Here is a 19832-nt window from a genome sequence, read left to right as displayed (position 1 = left end):
TGTCGGCATGGGAGTCGACTTCAGGAAGCAGACGGTGCTGGTCACCGGGGCGAGTTCAGGCATCGGCGCGGAGTTCGCGCGGCGGCTGGCGGCACGGGGATCGAGCCTCGTGCTGGTCGCGCGCCGCAAGGACAGGCTGGAGGAACTGGCCGAACAGCTGCGGGCGGCGCACGGCGTGACCGTGCACGTCGTGGCCGCGGACCTCGCCCAGCCGGGCATCGGCGAACGGCTGGCGGCGGAGGTCGCCGAGTTCGGCGTCACCAGCGTCATCAACAACGCCGGGTTCGGGAACTTCGGGGCGTTCCACGAGGAGGAGCCCGAACGGTTGCGGCAGGAGGTCGCGGTCGACGTCAACGCCGTCGTCGAGATCAGCAGGGCGTTCATCGAGTCGTTGCGCGCCAACGGTCACGGCTTCCTCGTGAACGTGGCGAGCATGGCGGCCTACCAGGCGACGCCCTGGTCGTCGGTCTACGGCGCGACGAAGGCGTTCGTGGTGAGCTTCACCGAGGGCCTGTGGGTCGAGTCGCGCGGCACGGGCCTGCGCGTCATGGTCCTGTCACCCGGCGCGACCCGCACCGAGTTCTTCGAGGTCTCCGGCAGCGAGGACATGACGGGAGGCCTGCGGATGCAGACCTCCGGCGAGGTCGTCGAGACCGCGTTGCGCGCGCTGGACCGCCGGGTCACGCCGGTCGGTGTCATCTCGGGCCGGATGAACCGGGTGCTGGCGTTCGCCGGCCGCCACCTGACCTCCCGTGCGATGGGCGCGCGGATGATCGGGCGGATGGTGCAACGCGGATAGAGTGGGGTTCATGGAGAAGTCGTCGACGCTGTGGGACCGGTCGCGTCAGGCCGTGGTCGCCGAGATCGTCGACACGGCGCTGACCCTGTTCGCGGAGCAGGGGTACGAGGCGACCACCATGGCCCAGGTCGCCACGAGGGCGGGCGTGTCGCAGCGCTCGCTGTTCCGGTACTTCGGTACCAAGGAAGACCTCGTCTGCGGCGAGCAGGACGCGCTGGGCGAGTTGCTGGTCGCCACGGTCGAGGCGCAGGATCCCGGGATGTCCACCTGGGACGCTCTGCGGGCCGGGTTCACCACGCTGCTCACCGCGGGCAACCACACCCCGCAGCGGGTGCTGGAGATCTCCGGGCTGATCTTCACCAACCCGTCGCTGCACTCCAGGTACCTGGAGAAGCGGCTGAGGTGGCAGCGTTCGCTCGTGCCCGTGATCGAGAAGCGGATGGGCATCGAGTCCGGCGAGATCCCGGACGCCCGCGCGATGGGCGTCATCGCGACGGTGTTCGCGTGCGTCGACACCGCGTCGGAGCTGTGGGTCCGCCACGGCGGCAAGGCTGATGCGTTCGAACTGTACGAACAAGCGCTTGCCGCCGTGCGGGACTAGACCGTCACGTCGGTCTTCTTGCGGCGCAACCGAAGCACCACCGCGACCGCGAGCAGCACGACCAGGATGCTGTAGGCGACCGCCGCGAACGGGCTGGTCACCAACGCGCTGAGGTCGCCCTCGCTGATCTGCAGCGTGCGCCGGACCTGTTCCTCCGCCATCGGCCCGAGGATCAGGCCGACGACCAGCGGTGCGACCGGATAACCGTGGCGCCGCATGAAGAAGCCGATCACACCGATCACCAGCAGCACGATCAGGTCGTCCACGACGAAGTTCACCGCGTAGGTGCCCAGCGCCGCGAACAGCAGGATGCCCGCGTAGAGGTACGGCCGCGGGATCTGCAGCACCTTCACCCAGATCTTCACCAGCGGCAGGTTCAGCACGAGCAGCATCACGTTGCCGATGTACAGCGACGCGATCAACGCCCAGACCATCGGGCCGTTGTTGGTGAACAGCAACGGTCCCGGCTGGATGCCGTAGCTCTGGAACGCCGCCACGATCACCGCGGCCGTCGCGGTCGTGGGAAGCCCGAGAGTCAGCAACGGCACCAGAACGCCTGCCGCGGCGGCGTTGTTGGCCGCCTCCGGACCTGCCACGCCCTCGATCGCGCCCTTGCCGAACTCCTCCGGCCGTTTCGCGAGCTTCTTCTCCGCCGCGTACGACAGGAACGTCGACACGTCCGCGCCACCGGCCGGCACGGTGCCGATCGGGAAGCCGATGAACGTGCCGCGCAGCCACGGTTTCCACGAGCGCGCCCAGAACTCGCGCGTCATCCACTTGCCGCCGATCGGGATGACCTCGATCGGCCCGTGCCGCAGCCGCGACGCCACGTACAGCGCCTCGCCGACCGCGAACACACCGACCGCCACCACGACCACGTCGATCCCGTCGGCCATCGTCGCCACCCCGAGGGTGAAGCGCTGCTGACCGGACAACGTGTCGGTGCCGACGAGACCGATGAACAGGCCGAGCCCCAGCGACGCGAGGCCGCGCACGGGGGAGGACCCGAGCAGTGCCGCCACGGTCGTGAACGCCACCACCATCAACGCCACGTAGTCGGCGGGGCCGAGCTGCACCGCGACGTCCGCGATGGCGGGCGCCAGCAGGGTGAGCAGCACCGTGGCGATCGTGCCCGCCACGAACGACCCGATCGCCGCCGTCGCCAGAGCCGCCGCGCCCCGGCCGGCTTTCGCCATCTTGTTGCCCTCTAGGGCGGTGACGATGGACGCCGACTCTCCGGGGGTGTTGAGCAGGATCGACGTCGTCGAGCCGCCGTACATGCCGCCGTAGTAGATGCCCGCGAAGATGATCAGCGCGGCGGTCGGTTCCAGCGTGTACGTCAGCGGTAGCAGCAACGCCACCGTCATCGCCGGTCCGATGCCGGGGAGCACGCCGACGGCCGTGCCGAGCGTGACGCCCAGCAGCGCGTACAGCAGGTACTCGGGCTGCGCGGCGGTCGCGAAACCCTCCAGCAGCATGGTGATGCTATCCATCGAGGAACGGCACCCCTTCGAAGATCCCGGCCGGCAGCGAGAGGCCCAGGCCGTACGCGAACACCACCTGCACGACGAGAGCCAACACGATCGCTATCGGCAGTGCCTTCCACCAGATCGCGCCCAGAGACCAGGCCGCGCCGAAGAACAGCAGCGCCGCCGCGACCGGCCAGCCGATCAGGTCGATCAGCACCAGGTGCGCGATCAGCACGGCCACCAGCTTGCCCACGGTGACCCAGTCGGTGCGGACGTTCTCGTCGACGTCCTCACCCTCCTCGGCCTGGCCGAGCTTTCCGCGGGCGGTCGCGATGATGGCCGCGATGCCCGTCGCGACGAGCAGAATCCCCACGGCGTAAGGGAACGCGCGTGGTCCTACGGCGTTGTCGTCGCGCGCGGCGATCGTGCCCGCGTCGATCAGGGTGAAGACCCCGATCGACGCGACCAGACCGCCGAACGCGTACTCCTCGATTTTTGCGGCAATCACTTGACGAGCCCGATGTCCTGCAGTGCGGGCTTGACGCGGCCGATCTCCTTGGCCATGAACGTGGAGAACTCGGAGCCGGTCAGGAACGTGTCCGTCCAGCCCTTCTTGGCCAGCTCGTCCTTCCACTGCTGGCTCGCGTGCATGTCGGTGACGAGCTTGGTGAGGCGGGTCTTGGCCTCGGCCGTGATCGACGCGGGCGCCACGACGCCGCGCCAGTTGATCAGCTCGACACCCAGGTCCTTGAACGTCGGCACGTTCAGGTCGGGGACCGGGTTCGGGCCGGACGTGCCGAGCGCGCGCAGCTTGCCCGCCTTGATCTGCTCCTTGTACTCGCCGATGCCGGAGATGCCCGCGTCGACCTTCTTGCCCAGCAACGCCGCCAGCGACTCGCCACCGCCGGAGTACGGCACGTAGTTCAGCTTGGACGGGTCGATGTTCTTCGCCTTGAGCAGCATCCCGGCGAGGATGTGGTCGGTGCCGCCGGCCGAACCGCCGGTGATCGAGACTCCCTTGCCCTTCTCGTTGACCGCGGCCAGCAGGTCGTCGATCGTCTTGTGCGGCGAGTCGGCGGGCACCACGACGACCTCGTCCTCGGCCGTCAGCCGCGCGATCGGAGTGGTCTCCTCCAGCCGGGCCTGCGACGCGTTGGTCTCCACCGCGCCGACCATGACCAGGCCGGTGATCATCAGGAACGACTCGGAACGCTCGTTGAGGAGCTTCTGCAGGCCGACCGTGCCGCCCGCGCCGCCGACGTTCGTGACCTGCACGGAGTTCGCGAGCTTGGCGCCGCTCACCGCCGACTGCATCGCCCGTGCCGTCTGATCCCAGCCACCACCGGGGTCGGCGGGCGCCATGATCTCCAGCTTCGCGATGGAGTCACCGCCGCTCGCGCTCTTCGCCCCCTGACCGCATCCCGCGAGCACCAGTCCGGCGGCAGCGACCGCCACCGCTCGTCTCCATGCCGTACCCATCGAGTTACTCCTCGCTTCGTTGCGAACGTTGGGCGGGGACGCTAGGTAACTGGCGGGTGCCTCGTAAGGGTTAGGTCGTAAGTTCCGTATTGGTCGTTTAGTTCGTGACCTGTTTCACAGCTGATGCGTCAGAATTCCATCCATGTTCCGTCGGTCTGTGTCGTTTGGAGCCTTGCTGCTGGCATTGCAGGTGGTCATCGTGCTGATGACGACCTGTGCCGCCGGCCTGCTCGCGGCCAAACTGCAGAGCGACCGGATTCGCGACTCCTACAAGGACCGGATGTTGTCCGTCGCGGAGAGCGTGGCGCGGCTACCCACGGTCATCGAGGCGTTCGATTCCGTTGACCCACCCGCGACGATCCAGCCGTTGGCCGAACTGATCCGCAAGGCGTCCAACGTGACGTACGTGGTGGTCACCGACCACAACGGCGTCCGCTACGCCCACCCCGACCCGAAGCGCATCGGCGAGCGCGTCTCGACCGACCCGAGCACGCCGCTGTCCGGTGAGGTCTTCGTCGGCACGGAGACGGGCACGCTCGGCACGTCGTTGCGCGCCAAGGTGCCGGTGCGCGCGGCGGACGGCCGGATCATCGGCATCGCGTCGGTCGGCATCCTGGAGAGCCAGCTGTCCGCCGACCTCGCCGAGGACCTGCCGGAGCTGATCGGCTGGCTCGCCGCGGCCGCGCTGGTCGGCGTGCTCGGCGCCGCGTTGATCACGCAGCACGTGCGCCGGCGGACGTTCCGGCTCGAACCCGCCGAGATCGCGCAGCTGCTGAAGACCAGGGACGCGATGCTGCACGGCATCCGCGAAGGCGTTGTCGCCGTGGACGACCAGGAGAAGCTGGTGCTGGTCAACGACGAGGCGATGCGGCTGCTGGGCCTCGCGGAGAACCCGAGCGGGCAACCGGCGGCGGAGGTGCTCGACGACGGCCTGCTCGACCTGGCGCGAGGGGACGACGACGTCGCGGACCGGCTGGTGCTGGCGGGCGAACGGGTTCTGGTCGCGAACCGGATGACGGCCAAGACGGACGACCGCGCGGTCGGCGTCGTGCTGACGTTGCGCGATCGGACCGAACTGCACGACGCGTTGCGCGAGCTGGACGGCCAGCGCACCGTCACCGAGGTGCTGCGGGCGCAGGCCCACGAGTTCTCGAACCACCTGCACGTCATCGGTGGTCTGCTGGATCTCGACCGCGGCCCCGACGCCGTCGCCTACATCGAACGGGTCGGTGGCGCCGGGTCGGTCACGGCCGACATCATCGACGGAGCGAACGCGGACCCTGCCCTCGCGGCGCTGTTGCTGGCAAAATCCTCCACCGCGCACGAACGAGGTGTGGAGCTCCGGCTCGATCCCGGCAGCTCCGTCGACATTCGTGCGGGCGACGACGCGTTGACCGTGCTGGGAAACCTGGTCGACAACGCGGTCGACGCCGTGGAGACCGGTGGAACCGTGCGGGTGCTGGTGCGCTCGTCGGTGAGCGGAGTGCGGGTGGTCGTGGACGACGACGGGCCGGGAGTGGCGGAGTCGCAACGCGGCCGCATCTTCGACCTGGGTGTCAGCTCGAAGGACGTCCAGGGCGCGCACGGCAGAGGAATAGGTCTTGCATTGGTGTCGAGGGTGGTGACCCGGCGCAGCGGCCGGGTCGCGATCACCGACTCGGAACTCGGCGGCGCGTCGTTCGACGTGTGGCTGCCGGAAACGGGGAACCGATGAGCGTGCGAACGCTCGTTGTCGATGATGATTTCGCCGTGGCCGCGATCCACCGCGGGTTCCTGGAGGCGATGCCCGAGTTCGAGGTCGTCGGTGAGGCGCACCGCGGCGGTGAGGCGTTGCGGGCCGTGGAGGCGTTGCGGCCCGATCTGGTGCTGCTCGACATCCACCTGCCCGACATGTCCGGGCTCGAGGTGCTGTCACGGCTGCGCGCTCGCGGTGGGCCGCCGGTCGACGTCATCGCCGTCACGGCCGCCCGCGAACGGGAGACCGTGCGGCAGGCCATGTCCCGCGGCGTGGACAACTACCTGGTGAAGCCGTTCACGCGCACCGCGTTCCTCGATCGGATGCGGGAGTACCTCGCCCAGCGCATCGAGGTGCAGCGGCTGGGGCAGGTGCTGGACCAGGACGAGGTCGACTCGCTGATGCACCACCGGCCGCGCGCCCTGGCCATGCCCAAGGGGTTGTCCGCGGTGACGTTGCGGCTGGTGACGGAAGCGTTGCGGGACAGCAAGAACGATCTCTCGGCGCAGGAGGTCGGGGATCGGGCCGGGCTGTCGCGCGTGAGCGCGCGCCGTTATCTGGAGCACCTGGTGACCATGGGCAAGGCGGAGGTGCAGCCGCGGTACGGCATGGCGAACCGCCCGGCGCACGGCTATCGGCTGACCTGAGCGTCCCAGTCGATGCGGTAGTTCTGGTCCTTCGTGAACGCCTTGGCCCCGAAGGCCTTCATCATGATCGGCATGAGCAGCCGGGTGATCGGGCCGATGCCGCGCTTGTTGCTGTTGGTGCGTGCCGCGCGTGCTGCGATCCGTTCGACCCTGGGACGCCGGAGCCGTTCGTAGGTCGCGAAAGCCTCGGTCAGATCAGGGATGTCGCGCAGGCAGCGGGCCAGCTGCACCGCCGACTCGGCCGCCAGTGACGCGCCCTGACCGGAACTGGCGCTCGGGGCGTGAGCGGAGTCCCCCACCAGCACCAGGCGGTCGCGGCGCCAGCGCGGCACGCTCGGCATGATCTCCAGCGGGCCTGCGCCGATCACCGTCTCGCTGTGCGCGAGGAGTTGCTTGGCGGGCAGGTCGTCGCCGTAGGCCTCGCGCAGCCGTGCCATCCAGGTCTCGGCCGGGACCGCGGCGATCTCGGCCGTCGTCATCGGTTGCGGGACCGCGAGGTTGTTGAACCACGCGATGGTGCCGTCCGGTAGTTCCCAGTAGCCGAGGAACGAGCTGCCGAACACGAAGTACATCGTCTCCGGATCGCCGTGCACGCCGCTGTTCTCCGCGTACGAGCCGAATCCCAGCAGGCCGACGTACTCGGGTTCCGGAGCGTCGGGATCGATGATGCCGCGGACCACTGAGCGGATGCCGTCGGCACCGACCAGCAGGTCACCCGATTCGCTGGTGCCGTCCGAGAACGTCGCCGTGACACCGTTTTCGTGGCTCTCCACGTCCACGAGACGCTTGCCGTACTCCACCTTGATCCGTTGGGCGACCGTCAGCTCGCGCAGCCGCTGGTACAGCTCGGCCCGCGTCACGACCCGGCTGGTGCCCCCGGTGATGCGCCCCAGCGTCCTGCCCTGTGCGTCGGCCATCACCATGTGGCGCAAGGGATCGCCGAAGTCCGAACCCAGACCCGCGATCTTCAGCGCCGCCAGTCCGTTGGGCGCCACGGTCAACATGCCGCCCACGCCGTCCGCGGTCGTGTCGTACGCCTCGAAGACCACCGCGTCGATACCGGCCTTCCGCAAGGCGAGCGCGGTGACCGGGCCCGCTATGCCGCCCCCGATGACCAAAGCCTTCATCATTCCCTCCCGAAGAATTCCCGCCACTGGTGCTGGTACTCGGCTTTCGACAGTTCCCCCGTGAGCTTCTCGACCAGCCGCAGTTCGGCCTCCACCAACGACATCCGGTACTCCTCCTCGACGAGGAAGATCCACTGGACGCCGTCGGCGGTCGCCTTGCCGACCATCGCGCGCGTCTCGTCGAGGTCCTTCGTCAGCGCGTCGGCACGGGCTTTCAGCAACTCGACGGACTCCACCGGGTCCAGCACCGAGATGAGCGACAACGCCACGCCGAACTGCGGGTACTCGTGCGCCGGGTCGCGGACGAGCTCGCGCATCCAGTCGTGCAGCTCGTCGCGCCCGGTGTCGGTCAGCGCGTAGATCGTGCGTTCGGGCCGCTGGGTGTCCTTGACGGTCTCCTGCTCGGCGACGAACCCGGCCTTCCGCAGCTGCTCGACGACCATGTAGAGCGAGCCGCGGTTGAACTTGATGTTGCGGTCCTTGCCGGTGTCCTTGAGCTGTTTGCCCAGCTCGTAGGGGTGCATGGGGCCCATCACGAGATGTGCCAGCACCGCCAGCGCCAGCGGGTTCGACACCTTGCGCCGCATGCGTCCTCCTTGGTTGATGTCGACTATCCGACTCTAACTAGTTGATGTCAACCATTTGAGTTGTGAAGGTTTCGGCGGACCATCTCCGGTCTGTGGCAGCATCGGCCGCATGAGATCTGGGGGCAGAATTCTGGTCGTCTTCGCCGCGCTCGTCGGCCTGGTCGCGTGCGGAACGGGTGCGCAGGCGACGGAAACTCCGTCGTGCGACACCGGTCTGCGGTTCGTCACGAACGTCACGGACGCGGCCATGGGCCTGCGCGTGATGTCCGTCGAAGCGGTCAACTGCGGTGCGGAACCGTTGCAGCTCAACGGGTATCCACAGGTCAAGCTGTTCGGCGAGGAGCGCGAGCCGTTGGACGTCGAGATCCTCGACGGTTCGGGCGGCATCGCGTCGCTCGAAGGCTTCGACGACGCGCCGCAGCCGATCACCGTGCAGCCTGGTGAGAGGGCGAAAAGCGCGTTCGTGTGGCGGAACACGCACGCGTCGGCCGACCCGCCGCAGGTCGGCAAGCACGTCGACATGGCGGCCGCGCCGGGTGGCGCGTGGCAGCCGTTGGTCGCGACGACGCCGCAGGGGCGCATCCTCGTCGACCTCGGCAGCACCGGGCGCCTGGGCGTTCGCGCCTGGTACCGCCAGTGATGGAGATCAGGCGCGCCACCTCGGACGACGCCGCCGCGGTGGCCCGGATCTGGTATCCGGGCTGGTGCGACGCGCACCTCGGCAACGTGCCGCAGCGGCTCGTCGACGCACGGCCGGAGGAGACCTTCGAGCCACGCGCGCTGGAGCACGTCGACCACACCACGGTCGCGACGGTGAACGGCGAGGTCGCCGGGTTCGTGATGGTGATCGGGGACGAGGTCGAACAGGTCTACGTCTCGGCCGGCCATCGTGGATCCGGTGTCGCGCAGGCACTTCTGGCCGCCGCGGAGAGCGAGGTGGCGGCGAACGGGCACGCCCGCGTGTGGCTGGCCGTCGTCGCCGGGAACGCGCGGGCACGGCGGTTCTACGAACGGCAGGGCTGGACCGACGAAGGCCTGTTCGACCACCAGGCACCGCATCCGGACGGGCCGATCCCGGTTCCGGCGCACCGCTACACAAAGCCCGTGTGATCGTGTCCGGTGTGTTAAATGTTCTGGTGGCGCTCGACTTCCGTGTTCTCATGACGGCATGTCGACCACCGCGCTCCTGAGCTTCACCTTCGTCGCGCTGCTGACCGTCGTCACGCCGGGCCTGGAGACCCTGCTGGTGCTGCGGACGGCGTTGCTGGTCGGCCGCCGGGCCGCCATGGCGGTCGTGGTGGGCAGCACGCTGGGCTGCCTGGTGTGGGCGACCGCGGGTCTGGTCGGCCTGACGGCGTTGCTGCAGGCGTCCGAACTGGCCTACGACGTCGTGCGCTGGCTCGGTGCCGGGTACCTGATCTACCTGGGCGTCAAGGCGTTGTGGAACTCGAGGCGGCCGGTCGAGATCGACGAACCCGCACCGGTGCCGTCGGTGCGCACGGCGATCCGGGTCGGGCTGCTGACGAACCTGCTCAACCCCAAGCCGGGCGTCTTCTACATCTCGTTGCTGCCCCAGTTCCTGCCCGTCGGCCAGCCCGCGTGGGGCGGCGTGCTCGTGGCCATCCACCTCGGCCTCGGGCTGGTGTGGTTCCCGATCCTGATCACGGCGGCCGGTCGTGCCCGCGCTTTCCTGCTGCGGCAACGGCTTCTGCTGGACCGCCTGTCCGCTTCAGCGCTGATCGCGTTCGGCTTGAAGACCGCTGTCGACGCGCGCTGACGTGTGATCTCATGGCGGCATGTCGACCGCCGCACTCCTGAGCTTCACGCTCGTCGCGCTGCTGACCGTCCTCACGCCCGGCCTGGACACGGTGATGGTGTTGCGCACGGCGTTGCTGAGCGGCAAACGCGCGGCGATGGGCGTGGTTCTGGGCATCACGCTCGGGTGCCTGGTCTGGGGCGTGGCGAGTCTGGCGGGCCTGACGGCCCTGCTGCGGGCGTCCGAACTGGCCTACGACGTCGTGCGCTGGCTCGGCGCCGGGTACCTGATCTACTTGGGTGCCAAGGCGTTGTGGAACTCGCGCAAGGCGGCGTCGCTGGAGGACTCGCGTCCGGTGCCGGGCGCCGGGGCGTCGTTGCGAGTGGGACTGCTGACGAACCTGCTCAACCCCAAGGTCGGCGTGTTCTACCTGTCGTTGCTGCCGCAGTTCATGCCCGCCGGTCAACCGGCGTGGGGAGCGGCACTCGTCGCGATCCACCTCGGACTCGGCCTGGTGTGGCTGCCGATCCTGATCGCGGTGGCCGGTCGTGCCCGTGCTTTCCTTTTGCGCCAGCAGCTTCTGCTGGACCGGCTGACGGCGTCGGTGTTCGTCGCGCTGGGTCTGAAGCTGGCGTTCGAGGCGCGCTAACGCTCGCCGGAGGTTGAACGGTGCCAGGCCGCGAGCGCCATCCTGTTCGGCAGCCCCAGCTTCACGCGGATGTTGACCACGTGCCGGTCCGCCGTCCGCGGCGAGATGTACAGCCGTGCGGCGATCTGCTTCGACGTGAACCCGTCCGCGACCAGCCCGGCGATGGTGAACTCCTGCCTGCTCAGGCCGCCGGGCAGCAGCGGCTTCACCGGCCGGCGTTCGGAGTCCGGCACCGGTTCGAGCGCGAACGCCATCACCTGCTCGGGGCGCAGGTCGGCGCCGAGCGTCGTGATCACCTGGTAGTCGTCGCCGAGCGAGCGGCGGACGGTGCGATCGGCGCGGTCCAGCAGCCGGCGGAACGGGCTCATGCCGCTGAACGAGATCCGAGAGATCCGTTCCTGCGACCGCAGCGCGCCGAGCAGCCGTGCCGCACGGTCGTTCGCTCCGAGCTCGGCGCACGTGCAGGCGAGCAGCCACAGGCTGAACGGGGCGCTCCAGCTGTCGCCGAGCGTCAGCTGGATCCGCAACGCCTGGATCGCCAGCGGATGCACCTGCGCCGGGTCGCCGTGCAGCAGTTCGTAGAGGCCGCGGTGCCACAGACCCCAGGCGTGCGCCCAGCTCACGCCGTTGCTCTCCGCCTGCCTCGCCAGCGCCGTCGTGGCCTTGTCCGCGGACTCGGCGTCCAGCAGGAAGCACGAGGCCATCGCGTGCATCAGTTCGGTGATGTAGGTGTCACCCGGCGACGAGTGCTCCCTGCACAGCTCCACGACGTGCGCGTACAACGGCACGCAGTCCGGTGAGCCCTCCACGAAGAAGAGATGCGTTGCCTCGGCGAGAACCAGGTGCACGTCGGTGATCGGCAGCCGCGGTAACGCGCGTGCCTCGTTCATCAACGGGAACGCCAGCGCCGAGTCGCCCCGCACCTGAGCCATGTACGCGCAGTGCGCCAGCAGCGATGTCCGCAGCGGGGCCTCGGTGATCACCTCGCGGGCGGCCATGAGCAGGTCCCACGCCTGGCCGAGCATGCCCGCGAACGACGTGAAACGCACTCGCTGCACGTTCATCGCCACGGCCGCGCCGGCCGCGGCCAGATCAGGGGTACGCAGCGCGTGCCCGACCGCCGCACGGATGTTCGGCCACTCCTCCCACAGCCTGCCCATCCACCGTGCTTCGCCGGGCGAGAACCACGAGCGGGCAGCCTCTGCCACGAACCCGCTGTAGTGCACCGCGTGGCGACGTAACGGCTCGTCCGCGTTCGTCAGCAGGCGGGCACCGAACTGCGACACGGTGTCCAGCAACCGATAGCGGGTCTCCCCGGTGACCGGGCTCGTCGCCGTCGTCACGATCGATCTGAGCACCAACGCGGACAACGGTTTCAGCACGTCCGCGTCCGCCACCGCCTCGGCCGCGGCGAGGTCGAAGTCCGCGGGGAACACTGACAACTGCGCCCACAAGCGGCGTTCCTCGTCCGTGCACTGCCGCGCCGACCATTCGAGCACCTGCTCCAGCGTGGCGGGTTCAGCGTGCTGGAGCACCTCGGACCGCACGCCGCCCGGCTGCGCGGCCAGGAGTTCGACCGCGAGCGGCAGCCCGTCCACCCCCTCGCACAACGCGGTGACGTCGGTCAGGTTTGTCGCCACCTCCGCCCGTTCCTCGAACAGCAGCACCGCGTCGTCCAGGCCCAGTGCCGGAACCCGCAGCAGATGTTCGCCGTAGACGCCGAGGGGCTCCCGCGAGGTCGCGAGGATCGTCAGTCCCTCGCAGTCGCGCAACAGGTGGTGCACGAGATGCCGGACCGCCTCCAGCAGGTGCTCGCAGTTGTCCAGGACGAGCAGCAAGTGCTTGTCGTACAACGATTCCACGAGTCGGCCGAGCCCGGCCTCCGGCGCGTTGTCGACGATCCGCAGCTGGGTCGCGACCGTGCGGGCCAGCGCCGCCGGGTCGTTGAGGTCACCGAGCCGCACCCGCCAGGCCCCGTGCTGGAACGCCTGAGCCAGCGCACGCCCGGTCTCCACGGCGATCCGGGTCTTGCCCACCCCGCCCGGTCCCGCCAGCGTGACCAGCCGTGCCCGGCCGAGGAGCGCCTCGGTGTCGGCGAGCACGGCCCGGCGGCCGATGAACGTCGTGGTCTGGGCAGGCAGATTGCCCCGCACGGTCATCGGCGCATCTTCGCCTAGCTGCGTGGAAGTGTGACGAAGAGGATCTCCTCACCACCCTTTCGGGCTAGCGAGTTCGACCAGGCGTGGCCACGCGCTCGCGGGTCCGGATGATCATCTTGCTCGCGAGCCGAAGTCCCTGCCGTGCGTTGAGATGCGGGAGGTACGCGCGGCTCACCGCGTTCGCGATGCGCGGCAGTGCCGCCGAGTCCGGATACGCCATGAACATCGGCTGGTAGGTCGGCTGGAACTTCGCCTTGAACGCGAACAGCGAGCGGAACCCGTACACCGGCTCCAGCACCTGCCCGGTGAAGTCCAGGACGCGCTGCAACGCCCGCGGGCGCTCACCCCGGTCCAGCCGGGCGAGCGGAGCCCCGGACAGGCTCAGGAACCGCGCCCCCTCGGCCTGGAGCTGTTGTGCCGCCGAGGCGATCAGGAACTCCATCGAGCCGCGGAAGCCGTGCGTGCGGCGGCGCATGAAATCGAGCGTCCACCCGACGACCTCGCCGTCCGCGTACACCGGCAGCCAGCTCGTGATGCCGTGCACCGTGCGGTCGCCGTCCACCGCCAGCAGGCAGCGCACACCGTCACCGGCCAGCTCCTCCAAGCCTCCCAGCGTGAAACCCATCTCCGGCAGGCCCTTGTCCGCCACCCACTCCGCCGAGATCGAGCGGATCTGGTCCGTGATCGCGTACGGCGCGTCGGCGTACGTGCACCACTCGGCGGTGATGCCGGCCTTGGCGGCCTTGTTCAACGCCGTGCGCACGTCCTGCCACTTCTTGCCGGTGAAGCTCAGCTGGTCCAGTTCGATCATGGTGTCCTCGGCGACCTGCACCGCGGACCACCCGAGGCTCTCCACCGCGGCCCGCGTCTCGGCGCCCACGCTGTAGAGACACGGTGTCCAGCCGTTCTGCGCGCAGAACTCGGCGAACCCGCGCACGGCGTCCACCCGTGCCGGACCGATCGGATCGCCGACCGTCAGCGCGATGGTCGCCACGACGCGGTACGCGATGGCCGTCTCGCCGTCGGGCGTGAACCAGTACTGGTTGCCACGCCACGTCGTCATGTACGACAACGACGAGCCGCCGTGGCGCTGCATCAGTTCACGGGCGTGCGTCGCCGCTTCCTCGCACGACGACGGCCACGTCCGCCACGACGCCATCAGCAGACCGGCCAGCACGATCAGCCAGAACACCACGCCCGTGTACTCGAACAGCAGCGCGCCGACGAACCCTTCGGCGGAGAACTGCAGCGGCACCAGGTCGAGGTAGCCGGGCGGCAGGAACCGCGTCGGCAGGTCCGCGAGCAGCGCGCCGAACCCCGGCTCCGGCGTGAACTGGTCGCGGACCAGGTACCCGCCGAAGACGTACAGCGCCGACAGCAACGCGACGCTGATCGCCGTGAACCGCCAGAACTTCACGACGGCATGCCGAGGTAGACGCACGTCGAAGTGCTTGCGCGTCAACAACAACACCACGATGATCGCGAGCGGTGCCAGCATCGGCACACCGAACGAGACCGACAGCTCCAGCAGACTGGCGTCCGGGAACTGCGCGACGTACACGACGTACGAACCGATGAACGCCGCGAACGCCACGTTGAACACGAGCGCCGACCGCCACGCGAACCGCCGTCCTCGCCGCAGCCCTTCCGCCAGCACGAGCAGCAGCAACGCCGGCAGCAGCGACATCACGAGCGCGGGGAACCGGCCGTACGACAGCTGGACCACCATCGTCCGGCACAGCTCGACCGCGTCCGAGGAGCACACCGCGTCGACGTCCTCCTGCGACGGCTGAGCGACCGCCACGACGTCCGCGAACCACCACAGCGGTCCGTTCGGGTACGGCGACATCATCGACACCACCGGCCCGAGCGCCGACGCCGCGAGCAACAGCGCCACCAGCACCCGCGTCTCCTGCAGCGAGCGCGCCTTCTGCACCGGCCCGCTCTTCAGGAACAGCACCCCGATCAGCAACCCGGCCACGCCACCGGACAGTCGGAGCAGGTCTTCGAGCCAACCTGACCACAGCGTAAGCACCAGCACCGACAAGATCATCATGAGCCGGACGCGGCGCCTCCACAGCGGCGGCATCCGGAACGTCAGCGCGAGCACGAGCCCGACCCCGCCGATCGACGGCCCCGCCGCGACCTCGCCCACGAGCGACTCGAGCCAGTCGAAGTGCAGGTCGCGCCCGATCAGCACCAGCCCGAGCCCCAGGAACGAGCCGAGCACGTGCGTGGCCAGGAAGATCGCCGCGGTCCGCGCCGCGCCGAACGAGCGTTCGGCCAGAGGCCCGGCGACGAGCAGCAGCACGGTGGTCGCGGCGTAGCCCAGCAGGTCCATCGACCACAGCGCCGAGCTCAGGACGGTCCACAACGGACTCCCGGTGCCGAACCCGGTGAGCGCCAGCAGGTCGTCGCTCGCGTCGGCGATCGCACCGGTCAGCGCGCCGACCGTCCAGAAGACGATGAGGAACGCGCAGGTCAGCGGTGCGGCGCGGAACAGTCTGGCGATCATCTGACCAGCCCTGTCCGCTGCGCGAGCCACGGCAGAGTGCCGTAGAGGCCCGGCCGCCACACGTTCCAGTCGTGTCCTCCCGGTAGTTCCTTCCACTGCACGTCCATTCCGGCCCTGCGACAGGCCTCGAACACCTCGATTCCCGCCGGGCGGTACTGACCGTCGTCCTTGCCGGCGACGATCACGCCCGAGAGCTGCGGAAACTGGTGCTTGGCGAGGATGTCCAGCGGGTTGACGCGGACGAATGCCGCCTCGTCACCGCCGAACGCGGCTTTGACCGTCTCGGCGCGCGTGCCGAGCGTGGGCTCGCGCTGGCCGGACAGGTCGATGAAGTTGCCGTACACGTCAGGCGCGCGCACTGCGAGCTGCAGAGAGCACGTGCCGCCGTGCGAGAGGCCCGCGACCGTCCACGCTTCACGGCGTTCGTCGACCGTGAGGCGTTCTTTGATCCACTTGGGCACGTCGCGGGTCAGGTACGTCTCCGCCTGGCCCAGCTTCGAGTCGAGGCACAGCGGATTCGCCGTGAGAGAGCCGATGGAGTCCGGCATGACGACGATCGGCGCGAGACCCTGGTGGGCGCGCGCGAACTCGTCCATGTTGTCGGAGATCCGGCCGGCGTCGTACCAGTCGCGAGGGGAGCCGGGCTGACCTGCCAGCAGGACCAGCACCGGCAGGCGCGGACGGGGTTTCGCGGCGTACGCGGGCGGCAGGTAGATCCACGCCGGACGCGTCTTCATCGCGCCGGGGATCTCGATCTCGGACAGCGTGCCCTTGTCCGGCACGCCGGCGCCGGTCCAGACGTCGGCCAGCTTCTTGCCGGCGGGCAGGTCGAGCACGTCCGCGACCGGAACGCTGTCCGGCAGGTCGACGCTCGGGTTGTGGAACACCTCCAGCGCGGCCCGTGACGTCGGGTACAGCCCGTAGTGCGCGTTCGTGGCCGTCAGTGCGCTTGAGATGACGACCACAGCGGCGACGATGGTGAACACACGTCCGTACCACCGCGACCGCCGTAGCCTCGCCACGGCGAGACTCACGGCCACGAGCGCCGCGCCCAGCCACACCATCAGGATGATCGGCATCGGCTCCGGCCACGGTTTCCACACGTTGTTGATCACGAGCGTCAGCCCGGTCACCACGAGCGCGCACGTCAGCACGACGATCGGCAGCACACGGACCCACCACGTCCGGTTCTTCCGAATTGCCAGGTAGGTGAGAGCGAGCGCGGCCGCGACCGTGGCGGCCTTGGGGATCGGTCCGTTTATCAGGGACAGATCCAACGGGCTGAGCATGCTCCAGATACTTCAGGAAGTCTTCAGGAAGCACATCGGAGATTCGTCTGAGTTCAGAGCTGTGAACATCAGCCTTAAGAATGACAACCCGTCAGTCGGATGATGCGTCGCGCCAGGCGTTCGTCAGGACCCGCAGGGCGTCCGGATGCTCGGCGATCTCCGCGGCGCGGGACAAATCGGACTCCGCCATCCCCAGTTCGCGCAACGAGGTCGCCGCACCGAACCGCGTGGCCGTGTCGTGGATGCGACCGGCCAGATCGGACGGTGCCGTGTGAGGCAGCAACGCCGTGTGCGTCGCGGCGTGCGGCAATCCGAACGAACCACCTAAAACGTGCGCGAGCTTGTGATGCAGTCCCATGGGGACGGACGCGAGGCACGTGCCCGCGAGCCACGCCGAGGACAGCAGCTCGGTCCGCGCATCCACAGTGGACGGGTTTCCGCTCAAAGCGTGCAAAACACCCTCGATCGCCTTGGCCGCGATGGCGTCGATCAACGGGTTCTCGTTGCCTCGGGCGGCGACGGCGTGCGCGAGAGAGTTGAGCGCGCTTGTCACCGTGACGTCGAGTGGCAGATCCAGTGTGAGGTCGACGTCGTAGATGACGGTGCCGGGCTGGATCGCCGCGTCCCGGCGCGTCCTCTTCAGCCCCTCGGTCGTCTCACCGAGCACCTGCGTGACTTCGGAGCCCGCGTAGGTCGTCGGGATGATGATCTGCGGCACGCCCGCGCGTACCGAGAGCGCCTTCGACAGCCCTGTGCTCGATCCGCCGCCGACCGACACGATGCAGTCCGCGCCGTGCTCGCGCAACGACACGAGCGCGCGCTCCGTGACCTCGACCGGCGTGTGCATGGCCGCGCCCGTGAACCGGGTGACGAGCAACGGGCCGAGTTCGGCCGCCACCTTGTCGCCGCCGTGCCGGGCGATCAGCAGCACCCGCGTCGCGCCGAGCCGTTCGACCTCGGCGCGCACCGAGGTGACGGTGCCGCGGCCGAAGACGACGCGGGTGCGGCCGGGTTCGAAGGTGAAGCTCACGAAGAACGAATATTCGTGAGGGGAGTGCCGGGCGCAACAGCAGAGGGTCAAGCCTTTCGGCTCTGACGGGGCGACTTCGTCACTCCTTAGCGTGAATCTTCATGAAGCGTGTTCGTGTTGTAGTGGCGTTAGCAGGGGTCCTGACCCTGACGCCAATCCCTGCCACAGCGGCGACACCAGCGTTCAGCCTCTCCGGCGGCGTGTCCGCGCCGATCCACTCGATGGCCGACGCGGTCCGGGAGACGGTCTACGTCGACTCCGGGCTCGACCTCGACGGCGACGGCACCCGTGACCGGGTGACCGCCGACATCATCAGGCCGTCCACGACCGGGCGCGTGCCCGTGATCATGGACGCCAGTCCCTACTACCAGAGCGCCGGACGCGGCAACGAGAGCGAGGTCAAGACCTACGACTCCGCCGGGCTGCCGGTGAAGTTCCCGCTCTTCTACGACAACTACTTCGTCCCGCGCGGCTACGCCGTCGTGCTGGTCGACTTCCTCGGCACGAACCGGTCGCGCGGCTGCGTCGACGTCGGCGGCCAGTCGGAGATCGCGTCCGGCACCGCCGTGATCGACTGGCTCAACGGCCGCCGCACCGGCTACTCGACCCTGACCGGCGCCACCACGAAGACCGCATCCTGGTCGACCGGTGCCGTCGGCATGATCGGCAAGTCGTGGGACGGCTCGATCGCGAACGGCGTCGCGTCGACCGGGATCGACGGGCTCAAGACCATCGTGCCGATCGCGGCCATCAGTTCCTGGTACGACTGGTTCCGTTCGGACGGCGTCGCGTACCCCGGTTACAGCTCGCCGACCGGACTGGGTTCGCAGTTCGAGAACTCCAACGCGCGCTCACGGTGTGGTGCGGTGCGCACGCAGATGACGAACGGTTCTCCCGCCAACGGCGACTACACGGCGATGTGGCAGACACGAGACTTCGTGCGCAACGCGTCGAACGTGAAGGCGTCCATCTTCGCGATCCACGGCCTGAACGACCTCAACGTGAAGACGTTGCAGTACGGCCAGTTCTGGGACGCGGTGCCCGCCTCGGTGCCGAAGAAGCTCTGGTTCTCGCAGACCGCGCACGTCGACCCGTTCGACTTCCGGCGCAGCGAGTGGGTCCCGACGCTGCACCGGTGGTTCGACCGCTGGCTGCTGAACGTGCAGAACGGGATCGAGAACGAACCGCAGGTCTCCTCGGAACGTGCGCCCAACCAGTGGGTGGACGACCAGACGTGGCCGCCTTCGGGCACCGTCAGCACCGTGCTGCGTCCTTCTTCTTCGGGACTCGGCACGGCGCCCGGCACCGGTACGGCCGCATTCACCGACAACGGCAACGCGACACCGTCGACCTGGCTCTCCGGCTCGAACACCGGCCGGGTGCTCTACTCGACGGCCGCGCTGACCTCTGACCTGCGCGTAGCGGGTACGTCGTCGATCACGGTGGGGGTGTCGTCTTCGACGCCGACGGCGCACCTCACGGCGTACCTCGTCGACTACGGACCGGCGACGGTGCGTACGGGCGAGGGCATCCGGACCCTGAGCACGGAGTCGTGCTGGGGCGAGAGCCGTACGGGCGATGACGCCTGTTACCGCAACACGGAGGCCACCACGGGCAACGTCGACGCGCAGATCATCGCGCGCGGCTGGGCGGACCTCGCCAACTACCAGTCGCTCTCGACCCCGCGCACGATCACGCCGGGAACCAAGTACCGCATGACGTTCCGACTGTCCACAACGGACCACGTGATCCCGGCGGGGCACCGGCTGGGCCTGCTCATCGGCGGCACCGACTCGAGCGCGATCGTGCGCCCGAGCCAGCTGCCGAGGCTGACCGTCGACCTGGCGGACACCTCGGTGCGGATCCCCTTGCGGGGCTCGGTGCCGGCCGCCTCCACGGCTCCGCTGATCGCCGGCAGCGTTTCCGCTGGTACGAAGAGCGAGCTGGGCTAGCACACCGGACTGTCGGTGCTGCTCGCTAGCATCGGCGC

The 19832-nt window shown here is 68.9% G+C and carries 18 protein-coding genes; 9 read left to right on the top strand and 9 right to left on the bottom strand.

What is annotated here, in order from left to right; genetic code table 11:
• Window positions 1–7: 7 nt before the first annotated feature.
• Together SK854_RS22945 and SK854_RS22940 are read left to right on the top strand one after the other, a co-directional pair.
• Window positions 8–799 (top strand): SDR family NAD(P)-dependent oxidoreductase, encoded by a 792-nt coding sequence (locus SK854_RS22945; RefSeq protein WP_319977141.1) that lies wholly within the window; start codon window positions 8–10, stop codon window positions 797–799.
• 10 nt (window positions 800–809) lie between these two features.
• Window positions 810–1400, top strand: coding sequence for a TetR/AcrR family transcriptional regulator (locus SK854_RS22940; RefSeq protein ID WP_319977140.1), 591 nt, complete (start codon window positions 810–812; stop codon window positions 1398–1400).
• On the opposite strand, the gene SK854_RS22935 is transcribed toward SK854_RS22940, so the two are convergent.
• From SK854_RS22935 to SK854_RS22925, 3 genes are read right to left on the bottom strand one after another with little or no spacing between them, the layout of a single operon-like run.
• Complete coding sequence (locus SK854_RS22935) at window positions 1397–2893, bottom strand: tripartite tricarboxylate transporter permease (protein WP_319977139.1); 1497 nt, start codon at window positions 2891–2893, stop codon at window positions 1397–1399. The two genes, SK854_RS22940 and SK854_RS22935, sit on opposite strands and share 4 nt — an antisense overlap.
• Window positions 2886–3377 carry a tripartite tricarboxylate transporter TctB family protein gene (locus tag SK854_RS22930; RefSeq protein ID WP_319977138.1) on the bottom strand — a complete coding sequence of 164 codons (492 nt, stop codon included), beginning with the start codon at window positions 3375–3377 and terminating at the stop codon, window positions 2886–2888. The genes SK854_RS22935 and SK854_RS22930 overlap by 8 nt, the downstream gene beginning before the upstream one ends.
• A complete protein-coding gene (locus SK854_RS22925) occupies window positions 3374–4324 on the bottom strand; it encodes a Bug family tripartite tricarboxylate transporter substrate binding protein (protein WP_319977137.1) in 951 nt (316 codons plus the stop codon). The genes SK854_RS22930 and SK854_RS22925 overlap by 4 nt, the downstream gene beginning before the upstream one ends.
• A 181-nt stretch (window positions 4325–4505) precedes the next feature.
• Here SK854_RS22925 and SK854_RS22920 point away from each other — a divergent pair, with 181 nt between their 5' ends.
• Both SK854_RS22920 and SK854_RS22915 read left to right on the top strand, forming a co-directional pair.
• A complete protein-coding gene (locus tag SK854_RS22920) occupies window positions 4506–6062 on the top strand; it encodes a sensor histidine kinase (RefSeq protein ID WP_319977136.1) in 1557 nt (518 codons plus the stop codon).
• On the top strand, window positions 6059–6730 hold the full coding sequence (locus tag SK854_RS22915; RefSeq protein ID WP_319977135.1) for a response regulator: 672 nt from the start codon (window positions 6059–6061) through the stop codon (window positions 6728–6730). Before SK854_RS22920 ends, SK854_RS22915 begins: the two co-directional genes overlap by 4 nt.
• Here SK854_RS22915 and SK854_RS22910 read toward each other — a convergent pair.
• Complete coding sequence (locus SK854_RS22910) at window positions 6715–7857, bottom strand: FAD-dependent oxidoreductase (RefSeq protein WP_319977134.1); 1143 nt, start codon at window positions 7855–7857, stop codon at window positions 6715–6717. The genes SK854_RS22915 and SK854_RS22910 overlap by 16 nt on opposite strands.
• On the bottom strand, window positions 7857–8444 hold the full coding sequence (locus SK854_RS22905) for a PadR family transcriptional regulator (RefSeq protein ID WP_319977133.1): 588 nt from the start codon (window positions 8442–8444) through the stop codon (window positions 7857–7859). Before SK854_RS22905 ends, SK854_RS22910 begins: the two co-directional genes overlap by 1 nt.
• A gap of 109 nt (window positions 8445–8553) precedes the next feature.
• On the opposite strand from SK854_RS22905, the gene SK854_RS22900 reads away from it, so the two are divergent.
• Genes SK854_RS22900 through SK854_RS22885 form a run of 4 tightly spaced genes read left to right on the top strand, consistent with a single transcriptional unit; the run spans window position 8554 to window position 10849 of the window.
• On the top strand, window positions 8554–9084 hold the full coding sequence (locus SK854_RS22900) for a DUF4232 domain-containing protein (RefSeq protein ID WP_319977132.1): 531 nt from the start codon (window positions 8554–8556) through the stop codon (window positions 9082–9084).
• The gene (locus tag SK854_RS22895; protein WP_319977131.1) at window positions 9084–9554 is read left to right on the top strand and encodes a GNAT family N-acetyltransferase; all 471 of its coding nucleotides are present in this window, start codon (window positions 9084–9086) and stop codon (window positions 9552–9554) included. Before SK854_RS22900 ends, SK854_RS22895 begins: the two co-directional genes overlap by 1 nt.
• 58 nt (window positions 9555–9612) lie before the next feature.
• Complete coding sequence (locus tag SK854_RS22890) at window positions 9613–10221, top strand: LysE family translocator (RefSeq protein ID WP_319977130.1); 609 nt, start codon at window positions 9613–9615, stop codon at window positions 10219–10221.
• A gap of 19 nt (window positions 10222–10240) precedes the next feature.
• On the top strand, window positions 10241–10849 hold the full coding sequence (locus SK854_RS22885) for a LysE family translocator (RefSeq protein ID WP_319977129.1): 609 nt from the start codon (window positions 10241–10243) through the stop codon (window positions 10847–10849).
• Here the strand turns inward: SK854_RS22885 and SK854_RS22880 are convergent.
• The 4 genes from SK854_RS22880 to SK854_RS22865 form a co-directional block, all read right to left on the bottom strand.
• Window positions 10846–13008 carry an ATP-binding protein gene (locus tag SK854_RS22880; protein WP_319977128.1) on the bottom strand — a complete coding sequence of 721 codons (2163 nt, stop codon included), beginning with the start codon at window positions 13006–13008 and terminating at the stop codon, window positions 10846–10848. The two genes, SK854_RS22885 and SK854_RS22880, sit on opposite strands and share 4 nt — an antisense overlap.
• A 64-nt stretch (window positions 13009–13072) precedes the next feature.
• Window positions 13073–15523 (bottom strand): DUF2156 domain-containing protein, encoded by a 2451-nt coding sequence (locus SK854_RS22875; protein WP_319977127.1) that lies wholly within the window; start codon window positions 15521–15523, stop codon window positions 13073–13075.
• A complete protein-coding gene (locus SK854_RS22870; protein WP_319977126.1) occupies window positions 15520–16812 on the bottom strand; it encodes an alpha/beta hydrolase-fold protein in 1293 nt (430 codons plus the stop codon). Before SK854_RS22870 ends, SK854_RS22875 begins: the two co-directional genes overlap by 4 nt.
• A gap of 91 nt (window positions 16813–16903) precedes the next feature.
• Complete coding sequence (locus SK854_RS22865) at window positions 16904–17842, bottom strand: maleylacetate reductase (RefSeq protein ID WP_319977125.1); 939 nt, start codon at window positions 17840–17842, stop codon at window positions 16904–16906.
• Window positions 17843–17943: 101 nt separating this feature from the next.
• Here SK854_RS22865 and SK854_RS22860 point away from each other — a divergent pair, with 101 nt between their 5' ends.
• Entirely contained in the window at window positions 17944–19794 is a 1851-nt protein-coding gene (locus SK854_RS22860; RefSeq protein WP_319977124.1) for a Xaa-Pro dipeptidyl-peptidase, read from the top strand.
• Window positions 19795–19832 lie beyond the last annotated feature (38 nt).

This window comes from Lentzea sokolovensis, from assembly GCF_033949975.1.
Classification (GTDB): Bacteria; Actinomycetota; Actinomycetes; order Mycobacteriales; family Pseudonocardiaceae; genus Lentzea; species Lentzea sokolovensis.
Note: the sequence above shows the minus strand (reverse complement) of the source record. Positions and strands in the feature narration are given on the sequence as shown.

Excerpts from the sequence above, each read along its gene's own strand:
- SK854_RS22945 (WP_319977141.1), top strand. The coding sequence starts at position 8 with ATGGGAGTCGACTTCAGGAAGCAGACGGTGCTGGTCACCGGGGCGAGT.
- SK854_RS22940 (WP_319977140.1), top strand. The coding sequence starts at position 810 with ATGGAGAAGTCGTCGACGCTGTGGGACCGGTCGCGTCAGGCCGTGGTC.
- SK854_RS22935 (WP_319977139.1), bottom strand. The coding sequence starts at position 2,893 with ATGGATAGCATCACCATGCTGCTGGAGGGTTTCGCGACCGCCGCGCAG.
- SK854_RS22915 (WP_319977135.1), top strand. The coding sequence starts at position 6,059 with ATGAGCGTGCGAACGCTCGTTGTCGATGATGATTTCGCCGTGGCCGCG.
- SK854_RS22910 (WP_319977134.1), bottom strand. The coding sequence starts at position 7,857 with ATGAAGGCTTTGGTCATCGGGGGCGGCATAGCGGGCCCGGTCACCGCG.
- SK854_RS22905 (WP_319977133.1), bottom strand. The coding sequence starts at position 8,444 with ATGCGGCGCAAGGTGTCGAACCCGCTGGCGCTGGCGGTGCTGGCACAT.
- SK854_RS22900 (WP_319977132.1), top strand. The coding sequence starts at position 8,554 with ATGAGATCTGGGGGCAGAATTCTGGTCGTCTTCGCCGCGCTCGTCGGC.
- SK854_RS22895 (WP_319977131.1), top strand. The coding sequence starts at position 9,084 with ATGGAGATCAGGCGCGCCACCTCGGACGACGCCGCCGCGGTGGCCCGG.
- SK854_RS22890 (WP_319977130.1), top strand. The coding sequence starts at position 9,613 with ATGTCGACCACCGCGCTCCTGAGCTTCACCTTCGTCGCGCTGCTGACC.
- SK854_RS22885 (WP_319977129.1), top strand. The coding sequence starts at position 10,241 with ATGTCGACCGCCGCACTCCTGAGCTTCACGCTCGTCGCGCTGCTGACC.
- SK854_RS22880 (WP_319977128.1), bottom strand. The coding sequence starts at position 13,008 with ATGACCGTGCGGGGCAATCTGCCTGCCCAGACCACGACGTTCATCGGC.
- SK854_RS22875 (WP_319977127.1), bottom strand. The coding sequence starts at position 15,523 with ATGATCGCCAGACTGTTCCGCGCCGCACCGCTGACCTGCGCGTTCCTC.
- SK854_RS22870 (WP_319977126.1), bottom strand. The coding sequence starts at position 16,812 with ATGCTCAGCCCGTTGGATCTGTCCCTGATAAACGGACCGATCCCCAAG.
- SK854_RS22860 (WP_319977124.1), top strand. The coding sequence starts at position 17,944 with ATGAAGCGTGTTCGTGTTGTAGTGGCGTTAGCAGGGGTCCTGACCCTG.